13 protein-coding genes are annotated in these 21,047 nt (G+C 72.4%); 7 read left to right on the top strand and 6 right to left on the bottom strand.

Annotated features, from left to right (window positions below):
- Positions 1 to 438 precede the first annotated feature (438 nt).
- Positions 439 to 993: a MarR family winged helix-turn-helix transcriptional regulator gene (locus ACFYWS_RS37760; protein ID WP_389284035.1), complete on the bottom strand. Its 555-nt coding sequence runs from the start codon at positions 991 to 993 to the stop codon at positions 439 to 441.
- A 134-nt stretch (positions 994 to 1,127) separates the two neighbouring features.
- Between ACFYWS_RS37760 and ACFYWS_RS37755 the strand changes: the two genes are divergently transcribed.
- On the top strand, positions 1,128 to 2,402 hold the full coding sequence (locus ACFYWS_RS37755) for an MFS transporter (RefSeq protein WP_389284043.1): 1,275 nt from the start codon (positions 1,128 to 1,130) through the stop codon (positions 2,400 to 2,402).
- 4 nt (positions 2,403 to 2,406) lie between these two features.
- On the opposite strand, the gene ACFYWS_RS37750 is transcribed toward ACFYWS_RS37755, so the two are convergent.
- Positions 2,407 to 4,068: a SpoIIE family protein phosphatase gene (locus ACFYWS_RS37750; protein WP_389284034.1), complete on the bottom strand. Its 1,662-nt coding sequence runs from the start codon at positions 4,066 to 4,068 to the stop codon at positions 2,407 to 2,409.
- Between the two features lie 157 nt (positions 4,069 to 4,225).
- Positions 4,226 to 5,683: an NAD(P)/FAD-dependent oxidoreductase gene (locus ACFYWS_RS37745; RefSeq protein WP_389284041.1), complete on the bottom strand. Its 1,458-nt coding sequence runs from the start codon at positions 5,681 to 5,683 to the stop codon at positions 4,226 to 4,228.
- Between the two features lie 374 nt (positions 5,684 to 6,057).
- Here ACFYWS_RS37745 and ACFYWS_RS37740 point away from each other — a divergent pair, with 374 nt between their 5' ends.
- A complete protein-coding gene (locus ACFYWS_RS37740) occupies positions 6,058 to 6,822 on the top strand; it encodes a TetR/AcrR family transcriptional regulator (protein ID WP_389284033.1) in 765 nt (254 codons plus the stop codon).
- 239 nt (positions 6,823 to 7,061) lie between these two features.
- A complete protein-coding gene (locus tag ACFYWS_RS37735; RefSeq protein WP_389284031.1) occupies positions 7,062 to 8,963 on the top strand; it encodes a sigma-70 family RNA polymerase sigma factor in 1,902 nt (633 codons plus the stop codon).
- Here the strand turns inward: ACFYWS_RS37735 and ACFYWS_RS37730 are convergent, their stop codons facing one another.
- Both ACFYWS_RS37730 and ACFYWS_RS37725 read right to left on the bottom strand, forming a co-directional pair.
- Positions 8,964 to 12,224 carry a BTAD domain-containing putative transcriptional regulator gene (locus ACFYWS_RS37730; RefSeq protein ID WP_389284029.1) on the bottom strand — a complete coding sequence of 1,087 codons (3,261 nt, stop codon included), beginning with the start codon at positions 12,222 to 12,224 and terminating at the stop codon, positions 8,964 to 8,966.
- A 119-nt stretch (positions 12,225 to 12,343) separates the two neighbouring features.
- Positions 12,344 to 14,437 carry an asparagine synthase-related protein gene (locus ACFYWS_RS37725; protein ID WP_389284028.1) on the bottom strand — a complete coding sequence of 698 codons (2,094 nt, stop codon included), beginning with the start codon at positions 14,435 to 14,437 and terminating at the stop codon, positions 12,344 to 12,346.
- 619 nt (positions 14,438 to 15,056) lie between these two features.
- On the opposite strand from ACFYWS_RS37725, the gene ACFYWS_RS37720 reads away from it, so the two are divergent.
- The 4 genes from ACFYWS_RS37720 to ACFYWS_RS37705 all read left to right on the top strand — a co-directional run bounded on the left by ACFYWS_RS37720 (position 15,057) and on the right by ACFYWS_RS37705 (position 20,083).
- On the top strand, positions 15,057 to 16,478 hold the full coding sequence (locus ACFYWS_RS37720; RefSeq protein WP_389284026.1) for an MFS transporter: 1,422 nt from the start codon (positions 15,057 to 15,059) through the stop codon (positions 16,476 to 16,478).
- Positions 16,479 to 16,539: 61 nt separating this feature from the next.
- Entirely contained in the window at positions 16,540 to 17,772 is a 1,233-nt protein-coding gene (gene lhgO / locus ACFYWS_RS37715; RefSeq protein WP_389284024.1) for an L-2-hydroxyglutarate oxidase, read from the top strand.
- Positions 17,773 to 17,904: 132 nt separating this feature from the next.
- Positions 17,905 to 18,672, top strand: a complete 768-nt coding sequence (gene trmB, locus ACFYWS_RS37710) for a tRNA (guanosine(46)-N7)-methyltransferase TrmB (protein WP_389284023.1) — start codon at positions 17,905 to 17,907, stop codon at positions 18,670 to 18,672.
- Between the two features lie 73 nt (positions 18,673 to 18,745).
- Positions 18,746 to 20,083, top strand: coding sequence for a PrsW family intramembrane metalloprotease (locus tag ACFYWS_RS37705; RefSeq protein WP_389284022.1), 1,338 nt, complete (start codon positions 18,746 to 18,748; stop codon positions 20,081 to 20,083).
- Here ACFYWS_RS37705 and ACFYWS_RS37700 read toward each other — a convergent pair.
- Positions 20,077 to 21,030 (bottom strand): aldo/keto reductase, encoded by a 954-nt coding sequence (locus ACFYWS_RS37700; RefSeq protein ID WP_389284020.1) that lies wholly within the window; start codon positions 21,028 to 21,030, stop codon positions 20,077 to 20,079. The two genes, ACFYWS_RS37705 and ACFYWS_RS37700, sit on opposite strands and share 7 nt — an antisense overlap.
- Positions 21,031 to 21,047 lie beyond the last annotated feature (17 nt).

Below are 21,047 nucleotides of genomic sequence, written 5' to 3'. Positions count from 1 at the left end.
CACCCTCTCGGGCTTTCCTCCGGGCGCTTCCCTTCGGTCTTGCTGTTCTTGCGTTTCCGACTCTATCAGACCGTTTCACCGGCCGATTTCCTCGGGGTCCTGCTGGTCTTTCTCTTCGCTTTCCGGCCTTTCGGCTTTCTGGCGAGTCCGACTCTATCAGATCCTTTCGGGCCTGATTCCCAGTCAGCGGGCTTTGCCTTCCCGGCTGTTGGGCCGTTCCGACGTTCCAAACTTTAGCGGATTCCCGGCCCCCGAGCGAATCGGGGGTTCGGAATTGAATTCGGGCACGCCGAATAGAATCCCGGTTGGGAGATCGTGCTGAGATTGGGTGCCGCTTGAGCGGCGAATGTGCTGCCGAAGAACCGTTACGGCTCTGTGGCAACCCGGGGTACCTTACGGACCGGGGAAGGCCGTGTCAACCCTCCCCTCTGCCCGGCTTCAGTCGAGGTCGCTGAGGCGGCCGCCGGCGTCCGGCTGTGCGTCTTCCACGCGGCGTAGAAGGCGGGTGAGGACCGCGCCGAGGACACCGCGCTCCCCCGAGGTGAGGTCCTGGAGCAGGTCCTCCTCGAAGACGGACGCGAGGCGCATCGCCTCCAGCCACTTCTCGCGGCCCTCCGCGGTCAGCTCCACGATGACGCGGACGCGGTTGTTCTCGTCGCGGTCGCGGGTGACCAGGCCCTCCTGGACCATGCGGTCGATGCGGTGGGTCATCGCGGCGGGGGTCAGACCGAGACCCTTGGCGAGGTCGCCGGGGCCCATCCGGTACGGGGCGCCGGCGAGGACGAGGGCCTTGAGGACCTCCCACTCGGCGTTGCTGATCCCTATCTCCGCGGTCTGACGTCCGTACGCCACGTTCATGCGGCGGTTGAGTCTGCCGAGCGCCGAGACGATCTGCTCGACCTGGGGGTCGAGGGCCTGGAACTCGCGTTGATACGCGGCGATCTGCTCTTCGATCGTCGGCTCGGCCGCCGATGCGCCTGGGGTGTCCGCCATGCCGCGCAGTATGGCACGACCATGGTTGGCGTTGAAGTCCTTGGGTGTGTACTCTTTAGCTTCTAACTTTAGCTTCGAAGTCTTCAGAGTTAAGGTCCCGATCAACGACAGGGCAGGTGAAAGTGACCAGGGCGATGGGCGCCGCGATGCGCCGGGTTCAGGTGGGCAGCGCGCTGAGCGCGTTCGGTATCGGCTTCACGGTTCCGTTCCTCTACGTGTACGTGGCGGAGGTCCGGGGTCTCGGGGCCGGTGCGGCGGGGATCGTGCTGGCCGCCTTCGCCATGGCCGCCCTGGTCGTCCTGCCCTTCACCGGTCGCGCCATCGACCGGCGCGGTCCGCTGCCCGTGCTCGTCGCGGCCTCGGTCGTGGCGTCGGTGGGAGCGGTCGGCCTCGGGTTCGCCACGTACGAGGCAGCGGCCATCGTGGCCGCCGCGGTGCTGGGCGCCGGGACGGCGGTGCTGCAGCCGGCACTCGCGACCATGATCGTGTGGTGCTCGGCACCGGAGACGCGCACGCGTTCGTTCGCGACGCAGTTCTTCCTGCAGAACCTGGGCCTCGGCATCGGCGGTCTCATCGGCGGCCAGATCGTGGACGAGACGAAGCCGGACAGCTTCCTGCTGCTCTTCTCCATCGAGGCCGTGATGTTCCTGGTGCTCGCCGGGATCGTGCTGACCGTGCGGATGCCGCACTCGCCCGCGCTCGGTGAGGCCGTGCCGAAGGGCGAGGGCAAGGGCGGAATGCGCGCGCTGCTCGGCAACCGCGCAATGGTGCAGCTGTGCGTGCTCGGGTTCGTGGTGTTCTTCGCCTGTTACGGACAGTTCGAGTCGGGGCTGAGCGCCTACGGCGTCGAGGCGGCCGGGATCTCGGCTTCCACGCTCGGGATCGCGCTCGCCGCCAACACGGCGATGATCGTGATCGCCCAGTTCGCCGTGCTCAAGCTGGTCGAGCGCCGGAAGCGGACACGGGTGATCGCCGCGGTGGGGCTGATCTGGACCGTCGCGTGGCTGTTCGCCGGGTACGCGGGGATCGGGCACGGGAGCCAGGAGATGGCGACCGCCGCGTTCATCTCCACCTACGCGCTGTTCGGCCTCGGTGAGTCGATGCTGTCGCCGACCGTGGCACCGCTCGTCGCCGATCTCGCCCCGGCCGGGATGGTCGGGTCGTACAACTCGGCGTTCGCGCTGGTGAAGCAGCTCGCGCTGGCGGTCGGGCCCGCTGTGGGCGGGCCGATGGGGGCCGCACTGCACGGGCCCTACATCGTGACGTTCGTACTGTTCTCGCTGGCCATCACCGTTCTGGCGCTGCGGCTCGGCAAGCGGCTCACGCCGGTGCAGGACCAGCCGTCGCTGGCCGGCAGCCGTGTGGTGATGCAGAGCTCCCCGGAGCCCGCCACCGCCGCGTCCGGCTGAGGCGTCACACCGGAGGCGCTCCCTGGGCCTTGCCCGGGGGGAGTACGAACTCGCACCACACCGCCTTGCCGCCGCCCGGCGTGCGCCGCGAGCCCCAGTTCGAGGCGATCGTGGCGACGATCGCGATGCCACGCCCCGCCTCGTCCCCAGGTTCCGCGCGGCGGCGGCGCGGCAGATGGTCGTCCCCGTCCGTCACCTCGATGATCAGGCGGCGGTCCGTGCGGCGCAGGCGCAGGCGCATGGGCGGGGTGCCGTGCTGGAGGGAGTTGGCGACGAGTTCGCTGGCCGCGAGCACGCCCAGGTCGTGGAGTTCGTCGGCGAAGCGCCAGCTGGTGAGGACGCCGGACGCGAAGGCACGCGCGCGTGGGGCCGCCTCCACGCCGCCGAGCAGTTCGAGCGCCGCGTTGCGGAAGCGCTCTCCGTCGGTGCCCTTGCGGGCCGGGTGCTGAAGGACCAGGACCGCGACGTCGTCGTCGTGATCGGCCGTGACACCGGCCGCGCGGATCAGACGGTCGCAGACCACCTGGGGTGTGCCGGTCGCGCCCGCCAGGGCGTTCTCGAGCGCGGCCACCCCCTCGTCGATGTCCTCGTCGCGCCGCTCCACCAGGCCGTCCGTGTACATGACCGCCGTGGATCCGGCGCCGAGCGGCACCGATCCTGAGGCGTGCAGCCAGCCGCCGGTGCCGAGCGGCGGGCCCGTGGGCTCGTCGCCGCGGTGGATCGTGCCGTTCTCATCGCGTACGAGGATTGGCAGATGGCCCGCGGACGCGTACACGAGGCGGCCCTCGTTCGGGTCGTGGACGGCGTAGACGCAGGTGGCGATCTGGTGCGGGTCGATCTCCGTAGCGAGGCCGTCCAGCAGCTGGAGTACCTCGTGCGGGGGCAGGTCCAGGCGCGCGTAGGCGCGGACCGCCGTGCGGAGCTGGCCCATGACCGCGGCCGCGCGGACCCCGCGGCCCATGACGTCGCCGATCACCAGCGCCGTGCGGCCGCCGCCGAGGGTGATCACGTCGTACCAGTCGCCGCCGACCGCCGCCTCGGTGCCACCGGGCAGATAGGTGGCCGCGATCCGCAGGTCGTCCGGCTCCTCCAACTCCTGTGGCAGGAGCGAGCGTTGGAGCGTGACCGCCGTCTCGCGCTGTTCGCGCTCACTGGTGCGCAGGCGCTCCGCCGCATCCGCGTGGTCCGTGACATCGGCCGCGAAGATCAGCACACCGGGGCCCTCCGCGGTCTCCAGCGGGGTGCAGGTGACGGTGTACGAGCGGCCGCCGGACGTCTTGCGGGACTTGACCGTGCGGGGTTTGCCGCTGCGCAGCACCTGGTCGAGGAACGGCAGCAGGCTGAGCTCGTCGAGCTCGGGCAGCGCCTCGTGGGCGGGCTCGCCGGCGGTGCGCTCGCCGAAGGCCGCGACGTAGGCGTCGTTGACGTACGCGATGCGGTGCTCGGGGCCGTGCACCAGGGCGACGAGGGCGGGGATGCGGTCGAGGACCTCGCGTACGGGCAGTTCGTCGACCGCGCCCTCCTCGCCGGGCTCCTCTTCGGACAGGTGCTCGACGCGGGCAGCGGGGACCGCGCCGTCGGGCCGCTGGGGTCCGCCGTGGTCTGCGCGCGCCGCCGCGCGGCGCTGCGTTCCGGGGAGCCGGGCGCTCCAGCGCGTGAAGTTCACAGGGGGAAAGCCTCGTGGGGTCGAGGGCGGGCGAGGGGCCCGCCCAGGGTCGTGGACCAGTCTGGCCGACCGTACTGACAAACGTCAGACGCCGGTCCGCGAGCGGGAGTTCCGCGCTCCGCTCACCGGTGCTCCGTCGGGGGCGTCAACAGCACGCTCAGGGCGATCCCTTCGGGTTCCCCGGGGGTCCTTGTGGGGTGTCGGGGGAGGGTCCTCCAGATGGGTCCGTAGGAGGGACCGCTCCGGCCGCGAGTTCGAACTCGGCGCGGGGCTGTTCCAGCGAGCCCAGCGAGACGATCTCTCGCTTGAACAGACCGGAGAGCGTCCATTCGGTCAGGACGCGGGCCTTTCGGTTCACGGTGGGCACCCTGCTGAGGTGGTAGACGCGGTGCATGAACCAGGCAGGGTAGCCCTTCAGTTTGCGGCCGTAGACGTGCGCGACGCCCTTGTGGAGACCGAGGGAGGCCACCGAACCCGCGTACGCGTGCTCGTAGTCGGCGAGCGGTTCGCCGCGCACGGTGGCCGCGATGTTGTCGCCGAGGGTCCTGGCCTGGCGCACCGCGTGCTGGGCGTTGGGCGCGCACTCCTTGCCGGGTGCCGTGACGTCCGGGACGGCCGCCGCGTCGCCCGCTCCCCACGCGTGCGTGGCGCCGTCGACGGCGAGCGTGGCGGTGCACTTGAGACGCCCGCGTTCGTTCAACGGCAGGTCCGTGGCGGCGAGCAGCGGACTCGGCTTGACGCCGGCCGTCCACACGACCGTACGCGTGGGGAAGCGCGAGCCGTCGCTGAGCACCGCTACGCGGTGCGTACAGGATTCGAGCCGGGTCTCCAGGCGTACGTCGATGTTGCGGCCGCGCAGTTCGCGGATCGTGTACTGGCCCATTTCCGGGCCCACTTCGGGCAGGATCCGGTCCGAGGCCTCCACGAGGATCCACTTCAGGTCCTCGGCCTTGACGTTGTGGTAGTACTTCGCCGCGTACCGGGCCATGTTCTCCAGCTCGCCGAGCGCCTCCACGCCCGCGTACCCGCCTCCTACGAAGACGAAGGTGAGCGCCGCGTCGCGGATCGCCGGGTCGCGCGTGGAGGAGGCGATGTCGAGCTGCTCGATGACGTGGTTGCGCAGGCCGACGGCCTCCTCGACGGTCTTGAACCCGATGCCGAAGTCGGCGAGTCCGGGGACCGGGAGTGTGCGGGAGACGGAGCCCGGCGCCAGGACCAGTTCGTCGTAGGTGAGGGCGGCAGCGCCCGTGCCCTCCTCGTCGCTGGCCAGCGTCGTGTACGTGGCCGTGCGCTTGGCGTGGTCGATGGAGTGCGCCTCGCCGACGATCACCTGGCACAGGTCGAGCGCGCGGCGCAGCGGGACGACGACATGGCGCGGCGAGATCGAGCCGGCGGCGGCCTCCGGAAGGAAAGGCTGATAGGTCATGTACGGGTCGGGGGTGATCACGACGATCTCCACGGCACCGCTCTTGAGCTCCTGTTTGAGCTTCTTCTGGAGCCGCAGAGCCGTGTACAACCCGACGTAACCGCCGCCGACTACAAGAATGCGCGTGCCCCTCGGGGGTGCGGGGGTCGTCCCCCGGAAGATGGCAGTCCTCACCCTCCCATGACGCATCGGGCCCATGCGTTTGTCCACAGTCCCGACCATTTGTATGACGACCAGAAGTACCCCTCCCGTCCCGGCGGTCGAGCCGCGCGCGGAAGAGGTGCCCAGGTCAGCGTCCGGAATGGGGCTGTAGGGCGGGGCGGGGAGTGGCGGGGCCGTCATGGCGAAATCCCGCACTTACTCCTTTCGAGGGGCGCCCGGTGCGGAACCTGCCTCTTCTGAATCGCCTCCGGCTCAACTATGTTCGTCTCCTGTCGGGGTGTCTGGGGGGATACGCGGGCGATCGGGGAGCGCTCCCGGAAATCGCTGTCTGTTCCTCTGACTCCGACAGACAATGGCGGGGAGTGTCTCCGGGGGGAGACGTCATTACCGGGGGAACACATATGCACATTCAGGACTCTCATTGGACCTCAGCCTCTGCCGTCGCGCCTCCGGGCGCGGCCTCGGGGGCCAACGGGCGGGGGGCGGGCGACAGTTCGCGCTCCACGCCGCTGCGTGTGGACGCACAGCGCAATCTTGAGCATGTGCTGCGCGCGGCCAGGGAGGTCTTCGGCGAGCTGGGGTACGGGGCGCCCATGGAGGACGTGGCGCGTCGCGCTCGCGTCGGGGTGGGCACGGTGTACCGGCGCTTCCCCAGCAAGGACGTACTGGTGCGGCGGATAGCCGAGGAGGAGACCGCGCGGCTGACCGACCAGGCGCGCACGGCGCTCGGCCAGGAGGACAATCCGTGGTCGGCGCTCTCGCGCTTCCTGCGGACCTCGGTCGCCTCGGGCGCGGGCCGACTGCTGCCTCCGCAGGTGCTGCGGGTCGGCGTCGCCGACTCCGAGGAAGGCGGGCACGACGGGCTGCGCGTTCCCGAGCAGCGTGCCGCGACGCCGGAGCTGCGGCTGGTCGAGCAGCAGCCGATGGCCGGCGGCGAGAGCCTGCCCGCGGACGACGCGGGGGCCGCGGCGCTCCTCGAAGTCGTGGGCCGGCTCGTGGACCGCGCCCGGGAGGCCGGTGAGCTGCGCCCCGACGTGACCGTGTCGGACGTGCTGCTGGTCATCGCGACGGCGGCCCCGTCGCTTCCGGATGCCGCGCAGCAGGAGGCGGCCTCCGCCCGGCTGCTCGACATCCTGCTCGAAGGGCTGCGTTCGCGGCCGGCGTGACCGGTCGGATCCTCACCGGACCGAGGGGGTGACCGCGGGTCGACCAGATGGTCACGCGCGGTCAACTCTCTTTTCCGGCCCGGTGGTTGAGGCTTCCCCGAACGGGTGATCCTTAGGACTCGCGCACGCCAAATCTCCACGGATGAGTGGTTGCCGTGCAGCAACCACTTCGGGTGCCCGTGCGTGTGGCACTCTTTCCCGGTGATCGGGTCAGAGTGGGCGGTCGGGGGCATTCCGCAATGAGCGTTGACGGGCGGGACGAACAGCGGCCCGAGGGCGGCGGGACGAGTGCCGAGGTCCCGCCCTCGCAGCAGGTACCGAGTCAGGGCGGCCCGGGGCGCACGGCCGCCGAGCAGCCGGACATGCAGACATCCGTGCCCCCTCAGCGCGAGAGCGGCTCGTCCGGCGGCGTCGACGGCGAGGCGCCGTCCTCCGATGCCGACCTGATCGCCCGCATGCGCGCGGGCGACGACAGTGCCTACGAAGAGCTGTACCGCCGCCACTCCGCCGCCGTGCGCCGCTACGCCCGCACCTGCTGCCGCGACGGGCACACCGCCGACGACCTCACGGCCGAGGTCTTCGCCCGCACCTTGCAGGCGGTGCGCAGCGGCAGCGGCCCCGAGCACGCCGTGCGCGCCTATCTGCTGACCACGGTGCGCCGCGTGGCCGCCGGCTGGACGAAGTCGGCGAAGCGCGAGCATCTCGTCGACGACTTCGCCGTGTTCGCCACGCAGGACGCCCGCACCCGGGAGGCCAGCGACGACGACACGCTCGACCTGGGCGCCGACGTCCGCGCGATGCACGAGGCCGAGCAGTCGATGGCCATGCAGGCCTTCCGCTCGCTGCCCGAGCGCTGGCAGGCCGTGCTGTGGCACACGGAGGTCGAGGAGGAGTCGCCCAGCGAGGTCGCCACGCTCTTCGGCCTCGACGCCAACGGCACGCGCGTGCTCGCCAAGCGCGCCCGCGAGGGCCTCAAGGAGGCCTACCTCCAGGCCCATGTCTCGACCACGCTCACCCAGTCCGAGGACTGCGCCCGCTACGCGGACCGGCTCGGCGCCTACGCGCGCGGCAGCCTGCGCACACGGGCCGAGCGGGGCCTGCGCAAGCACATGGAGGAGTGCGCCAAGTGCCGGCTCGCGGCCGGCCAGATCAAGGAAGTCGCCAGCGGCATCCCCGGTGTCGTACCGATCGCGGTCATCGGCTGGTTCGGCGCCGCCGGGTACGCGAAGGCCGCGGCGTTCATCGGCGGTGGCGCCGCGAGTGCGGCGGGCGCCGCCGGGGCCGGTGCGGCCGCGGCGACGGGCGGCGGGTCCACGAGCGGCGGCGCCGCCGGAGGCGCGGCGTCCGAAGGGCTCGGGGCCCCCGCGAAGGCGGGGATCGCGGCCGGTGTGGTGGCCGCCGGTACCGCCGTCGCCCTGGCGATGGCGCTCACCGGCGGCGATCCGAAGCCGAAGCCGGAGGCCCGCGAGAAGGCGCCGCCGCCCGCCTCGCAGCCGATCGAGCCGAAGAAGCCGAAGCCCGAACCGAAGCCGCCGAAGCCGGAGCCGCCGGCGCCCGAGCCGACGCCGCCACCGCCGCCGAAGCCCTCCGCCAAGCCGAGCCCGAAGCCCACGCCCAAGCCGACCCCGCCGAAGCCGAAGCCGAAGCCGCCGGCTCCCGAGCCGACGCCGCCCAAGCCGACCCCGAAGCCGACGCCACCACCCGCCCCGGCCGTCTACCAGGTGAACCAGCTGCAGTACAGCGCCGTCGGCGACGGCACGAAGCCGGAGATCCGCCTCGGCGAGAGCAGTTGGGTGTGGCAGCGCTACGGCCTGTCGATCGCCGACAAGCAGTACGCGCACGGGGTGTCGGTGCACTCCCGGTCCTCCGTCACCATCGACCTCAACCGAAGCTGCTCCGCGTACGACGCCTATGCCGGTGTCGACGACATGACGCTCGGTCTCGGCGCCGTCCGGTTCTCCGTGTACGTCGACGGGGCGCGGGCCTGGAGCTCGTCCGTGGTCAAGGGCCGTGATCCCGCTGTGCCGGTCCATGTGAACGTGGCCGGGGCGAAGTCGATCCGGCTCGTGACCGAACCGAACAGTCCGGGCGACTCGGTGGCGGTCGCCGACTGGGCGGAGTCCCGCTTCACCTGCACCTGATCACCCGGCGTCAGCGGCCTCCAGCTCCGCCAGGAGCTGCTCGTGCGTGAGCGTGCCGCCCGCCGCGCGCTCGGCCTCGTACCGTGGGTCCCCGAGCTCGGCACGCGCGCGGGACTCCGCGGCCTCGTACTCCTCGCGCTCCGGCATCGACCTCGGCAGACCGGCGCGCATCACGTCGGCCGCCGCGAAGAGGCGCACGGCGCGTGCCATGTCGCCCACGCGCGCGTGCAGTGCGGCTCCGACGTCGACGAGGCCCGCGGTCACCAACTCGGCCGTCCGCCCCAGGACCTCGTCGCGCAGCAGGCGGACCACTTTCGCGAGGCCTGACACGGGACCCGACTCCGCCGCCGTGACGCGCGCTTCGACCACGCCGAGGGCCGCGACGAACTGCGGAGGTGGCGTGCCGCCCTCGGCCACCGCGCGCGAGGCGTCGCAGTGCTCGCGCGCGCCCGCCACGTCACCGTCCGACAGCGCGAGGTACGCCCGCAGCAGCCGGGCGAAGGCCGCGGTGTCCACCACCCCGTACCGCTCCGCCTCGTCGGTCGCCAGGTCGAGCGTCTTCTGCGCGGTGTCCCGGTCACCCGCGCGGAAGGAGATCTCCGCGAGGCGCGCCATGAGGAACGGTGACTCGGCGTACGCCCCCACTTCGTAGGCGAGCAGCAGCGCCTCCTCGTACTCGCCCCTCGCGTCCTCGAACCGGCCGCGCCCCATGGCGGCCTCGCCCGCCGCGCTGCACACCTGGGCCCGCATCCAGCGGTCGCCCACCCGGCGGCTCAGACCGCGCAGCTCGGCGAGGTCGTCGTCGACGCCGCTCATGTTGCCCGGCATGTCGACTGCCATGTGCGCGCGGAACATGAGCGTGACGCCGAGCTCCCAATCGCCGCCGAAACGACGGCAGTTGGCGACGGCGGCGTCCAGGTCGGCGCGCACGTCGCGGCCGTCGAGCAGGAACAGCGTGAACGGCCAGACGATGCCGGGGAAGCGGGCTCCCTCCGGGTTGGGCGGCGCGAAGACGGCCTGCACGCGCAGCGCGTACGCGCGCTGTTCCTCATCGGCGACCGCGCTCTGCGGGTAGATCTCGGAGAGCAGGAACAGGGAGAGCAGCCGCAGATTCATCTGCGGCCAGTACATCGGGTCCTCGGTGTCCTCGGGTAGCTCGCCGTCCGGCAGCATCCGCATGACGCGCTCGACCCAATTCGAGCCTTCGAGGCGGTAGTTGCGCAGCCACCAGAACCAGCCCATGTTGAGCGCCAGGGCGATCGCCGACTCCAGGTCGACGGGCCCCGGCCCGGAGGTGACTCGGGTCAGCGCCGCGCGGATGTTGTCCAGGTCCGCCTCCAGGCGCTGGATCCACGGGAGTTGCTCGGCGGAGCGCAGTTTGGGGTCGGCCGTCTCGACCAGCGCGCGCAGCTGGGCGATGTGCCGCCGCTCGGCCTCCGCCAGGAGCTCGGGGGCCTGCGCGGCACGCTCCGTGGAGTACTCGTGGATGGTCTCCAGCATCCGGTATCGCATGCCCGCGCCGCGCTGCTCCTGCTGGGGCGCGGCGACGAGCAGGGACTTGTCCAGGAGGGAGCCGATGACGTCGGCGACCTCGCCGGTGGAGCACACGGCCTCCGCCGCCTCCAGATCCCAGCCGCCGGCGAAGACCGAGAGCTCGCACAGGGTGCTGCGCTCCCGCTCGTCGAGCAGGTCCCAGGACCAGTCGACGACCGCGCGGAGGGTCTGCTGGCGGGGCAGCACCGTGCGGCTGCCGCCGGTCAGCAGGCGGAAGCGGTCGTCGAGCCGGTCCGCGATCTGGCGGGGCGTGAGCAGTCTGAGGCGGGCCGCGGCCAGCTCGATGGCCAGCGGCAGCCCGTCGAGGCGGCGGCAGATCTCGGCGATGGCCGCGTGATCCTGTCCTGGGTCGAAGCCGGGGCGGACCGCGGCGGCCCGTTCGGCGAACAGGCGGTGGGCGGGGTCCGGAGGCAGCGGCTCGATGGGGCGCACGGACTCCCCCGGAACGCCGAGGGGTTCGCGGCTGGTGGCGAGGATCGTGAGGCCGGGGCAGCGCGTGAGGAGGGTCTCGGCGAGCTGGGCGGCCGCGCCGATGACATGTTCGCAGTTGTCAAGGATCAGGAGCAGGCTGCGGTGGGCGCAGTGCTCTACGAGGAGACTGGTCGGATCGGTCTGCGGGCCCGACAACTCGTTCGTCATCAGGACCGTCTCGCGCAGGTCCAGTGCGCTGACCACCGCGCCCGGCACCGCCAGCGGGTCGTCGAGCGGCGCCAGCTCGACCAGCCAGGCGTGCGGGAGAGGCGCTGCGGCCTCCTCCGCGAGGCGGGTCTTGCCGGAACCGCCCGGGCCCGTGAGGGTGACCAGGCGTGCTCCTCGCAAGTGGGAACGGATGGCCGCGAGTTCGGGTTCCCGACCGACGAACGAATTCAGCCGGGGGCGCAGATTTCCGGACCGGGGACGCGGGGCGGTCCAATTGAGCCCCTGCGGCGATTGAGCAGCGGGGTCCGGGGCGGAGCCCCGAGGCGTCAACCCCGGGTGAGCGCTCGGGACGGGGACGTTCAACAACTCCCCGTGCAGGGCGACGAGTTCCGCCCCGGGATCCGCCCCCAGCCCCTCGGCCAACGTACGACGGGCCTCCTCATACGCGGCCAGCGCATCCGCTCCCCGCCCCGAGTCCCGCAGCGCACGGATCAACAGGGCATGCAGCGGCTCGTCGTACGGGTGCGCGCTGGTGAGCTCCCGCAGCTCCGGTACGAGGTCGATGGCGCGGCCCAGTCGCAAATCCGCCTCCACGCGCGCGCGGGTGGCGTCCCGGCGGCGGGCCTCATGGCTGGTGGCGGCCGTGTGGTCGGGGAGGTCGACGAGGGCCGGGCCGCGCCACAGGTCGAGCGCGTCCCGCAGCGTGCGGGCGGCGGCCTCCGGGGTGTCCGCCGCGAGGGCCGCGGCGCCCTCACGGGCCATCCGCTCGAAGACGTACAGGTCGATGTCCCCGCGGCTCGCGGCGAGGCGGTAGCCGCCGGCCTCGGAGGTGACCGCCTCCTTGCCGAGTGCGCGGCGGAGCCGGCCGACCAGTGCCTGTAGGGCGGCCGGGGCGTCGGCGGGCGGGTCGTCGGCCCAGACGTCGTCGATGAGCGCGTCGGTGGGGGCGGTGTGCGGGGTGTGCAGGGCCAGGGATGTGAGCAGGGCGCGCAGCCGCGGGCCGCCCAGGGGCACGGGGGTGCCCTCGTCGTCGTATGCCTGAGTGGTGCCCAGGATCTTGTACCGCACTGAGGCATTGTCGCCGCTCAACGGCAGGAGGGCCCAGTCTTTTCCCTGGCGCGTACACCGACCCCGCCCGCGGCCCGGCGTCGCCCGCGGCCGTCGGGCCGATACCTCGGCCACCTCGGCTACCTCGGCCCCGCTCCCAGGGCGCGCTCCGGGACGACGCTCCCCGTCGGCACCGCACGCGCGCGTGCCGGTGTGCCGGTCCAGCAGGTGCCGCGGCGGGCGAGGAGGCGGCGCAGCCACAGTTCGAGGGCGACCAGGTCCGCCAGGCCGTCGAGGGGCAGCGGTTCGCCGTCGGCCGCGGCGCGCAGGGCCTTGCGGACCACTCGGGCCTCGATCAGACCCGTCTGTGCGAGCAGTGGCGTGTCGAAGAGCCCGATCAGGTGGTCCGCGGCGAGGCGGAGCCCGGCACGGGTCGCCGCGGACGACGAGGCGTGGGAGGGGGCGCCCCAGCCGGGCGGCAGTTCGCTGACGCCCGCGCCTTCGAGTACCCGGCGCAGGATGTCGGCGCGTGCTCCCGGCTGGACGCGCAGCGACTCGGGCAGGGCGCGGCAGGCGCGGACGACCTGGTTGTCGAGGAAGGGGGCGTGCAGGCGCTGGAAGCGGACCTCTGCGGCCTGTTCGAGGATGCGCAGGTCCGCGGCGTGCCGGGCCAGGCCCGCGCGGGCGCGGAACTCTCCGGGGCGCTGGCCGGGACCCGGCCCCGGGCGGGTCTTGCCGTCGTGGAGGCGAACCGATACTTCAGCGAGCGCCTCCCCGGTCAGCCAGCGCGCGGCGGGCCCCGGTCTGGCCCATGCGAGGGCGGCGAGCGAGGCCCCGACGGCGCCGCCCGGCTCCTCGAAATTCTGTTGCAGGAGCCGGCTGGAGAGGCCTTCGAGGCCCGCCTTGTAGGGCGTACGAGCAAGCTTTCGGGCCGCTCCGTAGACGCGCGCCGGAACCGTGAAGGAGCCGTCCGCCTTCGTGAGCGCCGCGACGGGGCGCACCATGTGGCGCCGGCGCCGGTCCATCAGCAGGTCGGCCAGGCGGGCCGGGTGGGCGTCCAGGACCTGGCGGGCCCCGTAGCCGGTGAAGTGGTCGGCGCTGCCGGAGACGAGGCGTGCACGGTGGCGTGCGGCCGTCACGAGGGACGAGCTCGGCTCATCGGTGAGCGGTCCGTCCAACTCGGCGTACGGGAGCGCCTCTTCGCCTGCCGCCACCACTACATGGTGGAGGCGTGGGTTCGCGGCGAGCGCCCCGGCTCTCTCCAGCTCCGCCTCGTGCTGGTCCGCGCGCGACGAGCGGTCGTTGAAGGTGACCGCCAGGAGACGCTCGCCCGCGCCCGTGCCGTGCCCGAGGACCGTGCCGGGCATGCCGGGCAGGCCCGCCGCGAGGAGGGCGAGGGTGCCGGATGCCGGTCCCCCGGAGACGTCGGCGCCGATGCCGGGCACGGGCATGCCGCGGGCGGCCCGGCGCTCGGCGGGGCCCATGCCGGGGACGGGGCCGGGGTCCAGGTCGGTGCCCGGCACGTGCCGGGGCGCCGCGAGACGGGTCCGCACGGCCTCCACGAGGGCGTCCCTCACGTCGTCCACGGCGCTCTCCGGGTCGACGGCGCCCGCGCCCACAGCGAGCGACGCCACGGGCTCGTAGCCGGCGATCTCGCGGGCCCCCGCGCGCAGGATCAGCGCGTGGCCCGGCGGGATGCGGTGCACGCCCTGGTAGGGCGTCGAGTCGTGCAGCGCCTCCGGTACGTCGGGCGCTGCCAGGAGCGCGGCCAAGTGCCCCACGTCCAGGTCGGCTTCGATGAGGTCGGCGAGCGGGAGCGCCGCCGTCGCGTACGCGGTGCCGCCCGCCCAGGGGGTGTGGAACACGGGGCGCGCGCCCGCGAGGTCGCCCGCCACCGTGACGCGGCGGCCGACTTGGACGACGGCCGTGTAGCTGCCGGGCCAGGCCGTGAGGTGGCGCAGGGCGCCGCCGCGCGCGGCGAAAAGACCCACTCGTAGTTGCTCGTCGGAGGCTCCGCAGACGCCGAGGACCGCGACCCGCGTCTGGTCGTCGGCCTTCACGATGCGTACCTCGTCGGCGCGCCAGTCTCCGACCGCCCACAGCGGATCCGGGTCGCCCCACAGGAGTTGGGAACCCACCGGGTGTACCGTTTCGCCCTCTGTTCCCATGGCACCCGCGGAACCGAGGGCAATGGGCCCGGAGGTGGTACTGCTCCACCCCACCAACCAGCGCATCGCCGCCTCCACAGGCTGTGGACAACACAAGGGATCCCCATGCTGCCACGAAGGCGGCCTCAAAGAGGGCACACGACGAAGGGAAGGAGCGGGCGGGAAATGGCGTACGCTCCCCCTAATGCGCCCCTTTTGAGCCGTAGTTGAACCGTGGTACGACCCGGACCAGTGCGGATGACAGGGGCGAGATTCGGCCAAATCGGCCGTTGATGGCCGGAGCTGAACACCCCGCTTCGGCCACAGCGCGCAACGCACAGTCCGGGAGGCGCACTTCGCCTCCCGGACCGGTCCGCCGCCCGCGGGGATGTAGGCGGCGGTGTCCCCCAGCCCACTGGATCCAGTACAGCGGGCCGACCCACGCAGGTCCCATGCAACCGCCGCCCTGCCGCCCGGGTAAGAGCGCACGCACGGGCGCACGGCACCATGCCCGGAGCACACGGTCACACGGCGTGGCCTGCGCCGTACTTCAGTACGGACAACAATCCCGCCATCCGGAATGACGACCCTTAACGCTTGGGATGCGGCGAACTACGCTGGGTGTACGAATGCCGCGCGGTTATGCCAGGCCGAAACAGTCGGCGTGGTGCCCGGCGCGGCAGCCGTCTGTGTCGAGGGGTGGCTCATGTCCAGGGAGCAACGCGGGCCGAACGAAAAGCTCGGCGCCGTCCTCGCCCTCGCGGGAATCAGCAACGCAGGACTCGCCCGCCGGGTCAACGACCTTGGTGCGCAACGAGGATTGACGCTCCGCTACGACAAGACGTCGGTGGCGCGCTGGGTGTCGAAGGGCATGGTGCCGCAGGGCGCCGCCCCGCACCTCATCGCCGCCGCGATCGGCCAGAAGCTCGGCCGGCCCGTGCCGCTGCACGAGATCGGCCTGGCCGACGCGGATCCCGCGCCCGAGGTGGGTCTGGCCTTCCCACGCGACGTACGGGCGGCGGTGAAGTCGGCGACGGAGCTGTACCGGCTCGACCTCGCCGGGCGGCGGGCGGGCGGCGGCGGGATCTGGCAGTCGCTGGCCGGGTCGTTCGCCGTGAGCGCGTACGCGACGCCCGCGTCCCGGTGGCTGATAACCCCGGCCGACTCCTCGGTGGCCCGGGAGGCACACCATGTGGAGGACGGGGCGCCGCAGAAGGTCGGCCACAGTGACGTACAGAAGCTGCGCGAGGCCGCCGAGGACGCGCGGCGCTGGGACTCCAAGTACGGGGGCGGCGACTGGCGTTCGTCGATGGTGCCCGAGTGCCTGCGGGTGGAGGCGGCGCCGCTGCTGCTCGGCGCGTACTCGGACGAGGTGGGGCGCTCACTGTTCGGGGCCGCGGCCGAACTGACGCGCCTGGCCGGGTGGATGGCGTTCGACACCGGGCAGCAGGAGGCCGCGCAGCGGTACTACATCCAGGCGCTCAGGCTCGCGCGCGCGGCGGCGGACGTGCCGCTCGGCGGGTACGTCCTCGCCTCCATGTCGCTGCAGGCCACCTACCGGGGGTTCGGTGACGAGGGCGTCGACCTCGCGCAGGCCGCCATCGAACGCAACCGGGGTCTCGCGACGGCCCGGACCATGAGCTTCTTCCGGCTCATCGAGGCACGCGCGCACGCGCGCACCGGTGACGGGCCCGCGGCCGGGGCCGCGCTGCGGGCCGCCGAGGGGTGGCTGGAGCGGGCCCGTGACGGCGACACCGATCCTTCGTGGCTCGGCTTCTACTCGTACGACCGGTTCGCGGCGGACGCGGCCGAGTGCTACCGCGATCTGAAGGCGCCCCGTCAGGTGCGGCGCTTCACGGAGCAGGCGCTGTCGAAGCCCACGGAGGAGTTCGTGCGCTCGCACGGGCTGCGTCTCGTGGTGTCGGCGGTGGCCGAGCTGGAGTCGGGGAACCTGGACGCCGCTTGTGAGCAGGGGACCCGGGCGCTGGAGGTGGCCGGTCGGATCTCGTCCGCGCGGACCACGGAGTACGTGAAGGATCTGTTGCACCGCCTGGAGCCGTACGGGGACGAGCCGCGGGTGGTGGAGCTGCGGGAGCGGGCCCGGCCGTTGCTGATGGCTCCGGCCTGATCCGGACGACAGGGCCGAGGTCCTGGGCCGCCCGCATGAATTGTCAGTGGGGTCGGGCAAGATGCTGGGTGTGTCGGGAGTGGAGGTGAGGCCCGTGGGGGCGGCTGCGTATGACGGGGACGTGCTGGTGGTCGGCGGGGGGATCGTCGGACTTTCCACCGCGTATGCGGTGTCGCGGGCGGCGCCGGGGACCCGGGTCGTCGTCCTCGAGAAGGAGGAGGGCCCGGCCCGGCACCAGACGGGGCGGAACAGCGGGGTCATCCACAGCGGGATCTACTACCGGCCCGGTTCGCTCAAGGCGCGGTTCGCGGTGCGCGGCGCGGCCGAGATGGTCAAGTTCTGCGCGGAGTACGGGATCACGCACGAGGTCACGGGGAAGCTGATCGTCGCCACGGAGCGGGAGGAGCTCCCCCGCCTGCACGCCCTCGTACAGCGCGGCCGGGAGAACGGGATTCCGGTGCGCGAGCTCGGCTCCTCGCAGATCCAGGAGTACGAGCCGGAGGTGCGCGGCCTCGCCGCGATCCACGTGGGGACGACGGGAATCGTCGACTACCGCGCGGTCGCCGAGCGGTTCGCCGAGGCCTCCGGGGCCGAGATCCGGTACGGGGCGGACGTCGTACAGGTCGACCGGCGCGCGGACCGGGGTGTCGCCGTGCGCACGAGCGCCGGCGACGTGGTGCGCGGGCGGGTGCTCGTCAACTGCGCGGGGCTGCGCTGCGACGAGGTGGCGCGGCTGACCGGGGACGACCCGGAGATGCGCATCGTGCCGTTCCGCGGCGAGTACTTCGAGCTCGGACGCCCGGACCTGGTGCGTGGGCTCGTCTACCCCGTGCCGGACCCGGCGTTCCCGTTCCTCGGGGTCCATCTGACGCGGGGGATCGACGGCGGCGTGCACGTGGGGCCCAACGCGGTGCCGGCGCTCGCGCGCGAGGGCTACGGGTGGGGGGTCGTACGGCCTCGCGAGGTGGGCGGGACGCTGGCGTGGCCGGGGGCGTGGCGGATGGCGCGGCGGCACTGGCGGTACGGGGCGGGGGAGGTTCACCGGTCCCTGTCGAAGTCGGCGTTCACCAAGGCCGTGCGGAGGCTTGTGCCTGCGGTCACCGCGCAGGACATGGTGCCGGTGGCGGCGGGGGTGCGGGCGCAGGCGGTGTTGCGGGACGGGACGCTTGTGGATGACTTCTTGATACGGGAGGGGGCGCGGGCGGTTCACGTTCTGAACGCGCCGTCGCCCGCGGCGACGGCGTCGCTCCCCATTGGGCGGGAGATCGCGCGGCGAGTGCTTGGCTTGCTGTGAGCTCGGGCCGCGTCGGGGTTGACGTCTCGGGGCTCTGCCCCGGACCCCGCTGCTCAATCGCCGCAGGGGCTTGATTGGGCGGCACCCGCCGGAGGCGTCCCGCACCCAGGCGCCCGTAAAATCGGTCCCACTGTGTCTGAGTCGTCTGAAACCCCCGCGTCCACCGCCCGCCCCAACGAGCCGCGGTTCCCCGACGGGCCACGGCCCGACCCCGCGCAGTCGCACTACGAGCACCGCATCCGCAGCTTTCAGCCCCGCCGCGGCCGGGTCACCGACGCGCAGGCCGACGCGCTGCAGCGGCTGTGGCCCAAGTGGGGCCTGGACATCGACGGGCAGCGCAGGCTCGACCTCGCGGAGCTGTTCCCGGGCGTCGAGTGCGTCGTCCTGGAGATCGGCTTCGGCATGGGCGAGGCCACGGCGCAGATGGCACAGGACGATCCGGCGACCGGCATCATCGCCGTCGACGTGCACACGCCGGGCCAGGGCAATCTGCTGAACCTGGCGGACCGAGCGGGAAGCGACAACGTACGGGTGGCGAACGGCGACGCGATCGTGCTGCTGCGCGACATGCTCCCGGACGACTGCCTCGACGGGCTGCGCGTCTATTTCCCCGACCCCTGGCCCAAGAAGCGCCACAACAAGCGGCGGCTGATCCAGGCCGAATTCCTGTCGCTTGTGGCAGGGCCGCTCAAGGCGGGCGCGATCGTGCACTGCGCGACCGACTGGGAGGACTACGCCGAGCAGATGCTCGAAGTCCTCACCGACCACCCCGACTACGAGAACACCATCGAGGGCGGCGGCTACGCGCCCCGTCCCGACTTCCGCCCGCTCACCCGCTTCGAGGGCAAGGGCCTCGACAAGAGCCACGTGGTCCACGACCTGCTGTTCCGCCGTCGATAGGACCAGGAGCTGGCCAGGGCCGGATCCCCACGGCCCCGTCGCGGCGGGCCGCATCCCTCGTTAGGGTCAATTGGTGGCCTCGTATCCCGCCCATCCGCACCAGCAGGACGACGTCCTCGGCGCACACCCGAGCGGCGCGGTTCCGCACGGCGCGGTCCCGCATCCGCGCTGGTGGGAGCGGAAGGGTGTGCGGGCCACCGCGCTGGCGACGCTGCTCGCGGTCTCCGGGGTCGTGATCCTCGCCCTCGTCCGCGAGCAGACCGGCACGGAGGGGTTCCTGGTCGGGCTCGGGCTCGCCGTGCTGCCCGTCCCCCTGCTCATATCCGCGTTCCGCTGGCTGGACCGCGTACAGCCGGGCCCCTGGCGGAACCTGATCTTCTCCTTCGCCTGGGGCGCGTGTGCGGCGGCGCTGATCGCGATCGTCGCCAACAGCTTCGCGACGCGCTGGATAGAGACCGCGACCGCCGACCCGTCGAGCGCCGACACGCTCGGCGCCACCGTCATAGCCCCGGTCGTCGAGGAGTGCGCGAAGGCGGCGGCCGTGCTGCTCGTCTTCCTGTTCCGCAGACGGGACTTCACCGGAATCGTCGACGGCGTCGTCATCGCCGGGGTGACCGCGACCGGCTTCGCGTTCACCGAGAACATCCTCTATCTCGGCAATGCCTTCGGCACCGACCAGCTCTCCGGCACAGGCGCAGGACTGACCTCGGTCACCGCTGCCACCTTCTTCGTGCGCGTCGTGATGTCCCCCTTCGCGCATCCGCTGTTCACGGTGCTCACCGGCATCGGCTTCGGCATCGCCGCCGCCATGGCGCCGGGCCGCGGCCGACTGCGCAGGATGCTGCTCCCGCTCGCCGGACTGCTCGCCGCGATGGGCATGCACGCGTTCTGGAACGGCTCGTCCTCGTTCGGCGAGTACGGCTTCTTCGCGGTGTACGCCGCGTTCATGGTGCCGGTGTTCGGCGTGCTCACCTGGCTCGCGGTGTACGTACGCCAGCGCGAGCTGCGCACCATCCGCCAGGAGCTGCCCGCCTACGTCGCCGCGGGCTGGCTCGCCCCGCCCGATCCGTTCGCGCTCGGCTCGCTCAAGGCACGGCGCCTGGCCCGCGACTTCGCCGCGCACTACGGCGGCCGGGCGGCCGCGACGGCGGCCGCCGAGTACGAGGACTTCGCGACGTCCCTCGCGCTGCTCCGCCACCGCGGCCGCAGGGGCAGGGCGGGCGCGGACTTCGTCGTACGGGAGCGGGAGCTGCTTGAGGCGCTGTGGGCGCGGCGCGACTACGCGCGCCCGGCGCTCGCGTACGGCGCCCAGATCGCGGCGCCGATGTGGCTGCCCCCGGTGTACGCGCACCCCCTGGCGCAGGGCCCCGCGTACACCTACGACAACCCGTACAACCCGTACCGCTACTGAGACGCCGCCGTGAGCCGGTCGAGCTCCGCCTGCGTCAGTTCCACGTCCGCCACCGCGAGCAGCGCCGGGAGCTGCTCGACGATCCGCGCGGAAGCGATCGGCGCCGTCACCGTGGGCTGCGCGGCGAGCCAGGCGAGGGCGACCGTGGCGATCTCGGCGTCGTGCGCCTGCGCGATCTCGTCGAGGGCGGTCAGGACGTGCTGCCCGCGCTCGGTCTCCAGGTGCTTGCCCGCACCGGCGGCGCGCGCGCTGTCGACCGTGACGCCCGCCCGGTACTTGCCGGTCAGGAAGCCAGAGGCGAGCGCGTAGTACGGCACGGCCCCGAGGCCCGCGCGCGCGGCGACGTCCTGCAGTTCGCCCTCGTACGTGTCGCGCGAGACGAGGTTGTAGTGCGGCTGGAGCGCGACGTAGCGGGCGAGGCCCTCGCGGTCGGAGAGGTCGAGGGATTCCTGGAGGCGCGCGGCTGAGATGTTCGACGCGGCGATGTGCCGTACCTTGCCCGCCTTCACCAGCTCGTCGAGGGCGCCGATGATCTCCTCGACCGGCACCTCGGGCTTGTCGTAGTGCGTGTAGTACAGGTCGATGTGGTCGGTGCCCAGGCGCTTCAGGGACGCGTCGGCCGCGGCCTTGATGTTGGCCGCGGACAGACCCTGGTACTCGGGGTGCTGGCTGCCCTTGGTGGCGATGACGATGTCGTCGCGGCGGCCGCGCGAGGCGAGCCACTTGCCGATGACGGTCTCGGACTCACCGCCCTCGTTGCCGTCCACCCACGCCGAGTACACATCGGCGGTGTCGATGAAGTTGCCGCCCGCGGCGACGTACGCGTCGAGCACCTCGAAGGACGTGGCCTCGTCGGCGGTCCAGCCGAACACGTTGCCACCCAGGGACAGCGGGAAGACCTCGAGGTCGGAGGTGCCGAGCTTGCGCAGAGAACGAGAGGAAGTCATGCCCTGCCTCAACACCC

It is taken from the genome of Streptomyces sp. NPDC002795 (genome assembly GCF_042888725.1).
GTDB lineage: Bacteria > Actinomycetota > Actinomycetes > Streptomycetales > Streptomycetaceae > Streptomyces.
The sequence above is the reverse complement of the archived record's forward strand: the minus strand, read 5'-3'. Positions and strand labels throughout refer to the sequence as shown.

Coding starts and splice junctions, on each gene's coding strand:
- lhgO (WP_389284024.1), top strand. CDS start 16,540: ATGCTGGGTGTGTCGGGAGTGGAGGTGAGGCCCGTGGGGGCGGCTGCG.
- ACFYWS_RS37745 (WP_389284041.1), bottom strand. CDS start 5,683: ATGCGTCATGGGAGGGTGAGGACTGCCATCTTCCGGGGGACGACCCCC.
- ACFYWS_RS37740 (WP_389284033.1), top strand. CDS start 6,058: ATGCACATTCAGGACTCTCATTGGACCTCAGCCTCTGCCGTCGCGCCT.
- ACFYWS_RS37760 (WP_389284035.1), bottom strand. CDS start 993: ATGGCGGACACCCCAGGCGCATCGGCGGCCGAGCCGACGATCGAAGAG.
- ACFYWS_RS37735 (WP_389284031.1), top strand. CDS start 7,062: ATGAGCGTTGACGGGCGGGACGAACAGCGGCCCGAGGGCGGCGGGACG.
- ACFYWS_RS37700 (WP_389284020.1), bottom strand. CDS start 21,030: ATGACTTCCTCTCGTTCTCTGCGCAAGCTCGGCACCTCCGACCTCGAG.
- ACFYWS_RS37725 (WP_389284028.1), bottom strand. CDS start 14,437: ATGCGCTGGTTGGTGGGGTGGAGCAGTACCACCTCCGGGCCCATTGCC.
- ACFYWS_RS37720 (WP_389284026.1), top strand. CDS start 15,057: ATGTCCAGGGAGCAACGCGGGCCGAACGAAAAGCTCGGCGCCGTCCTC.
- ACFYWS_RS37755 (WP_389284043.1), top strand. CDS start 1,128: ATGGGCGCCGCGATGCGCCGGGTTCAGGTGGGCAGCGCGCTGAGCGCG.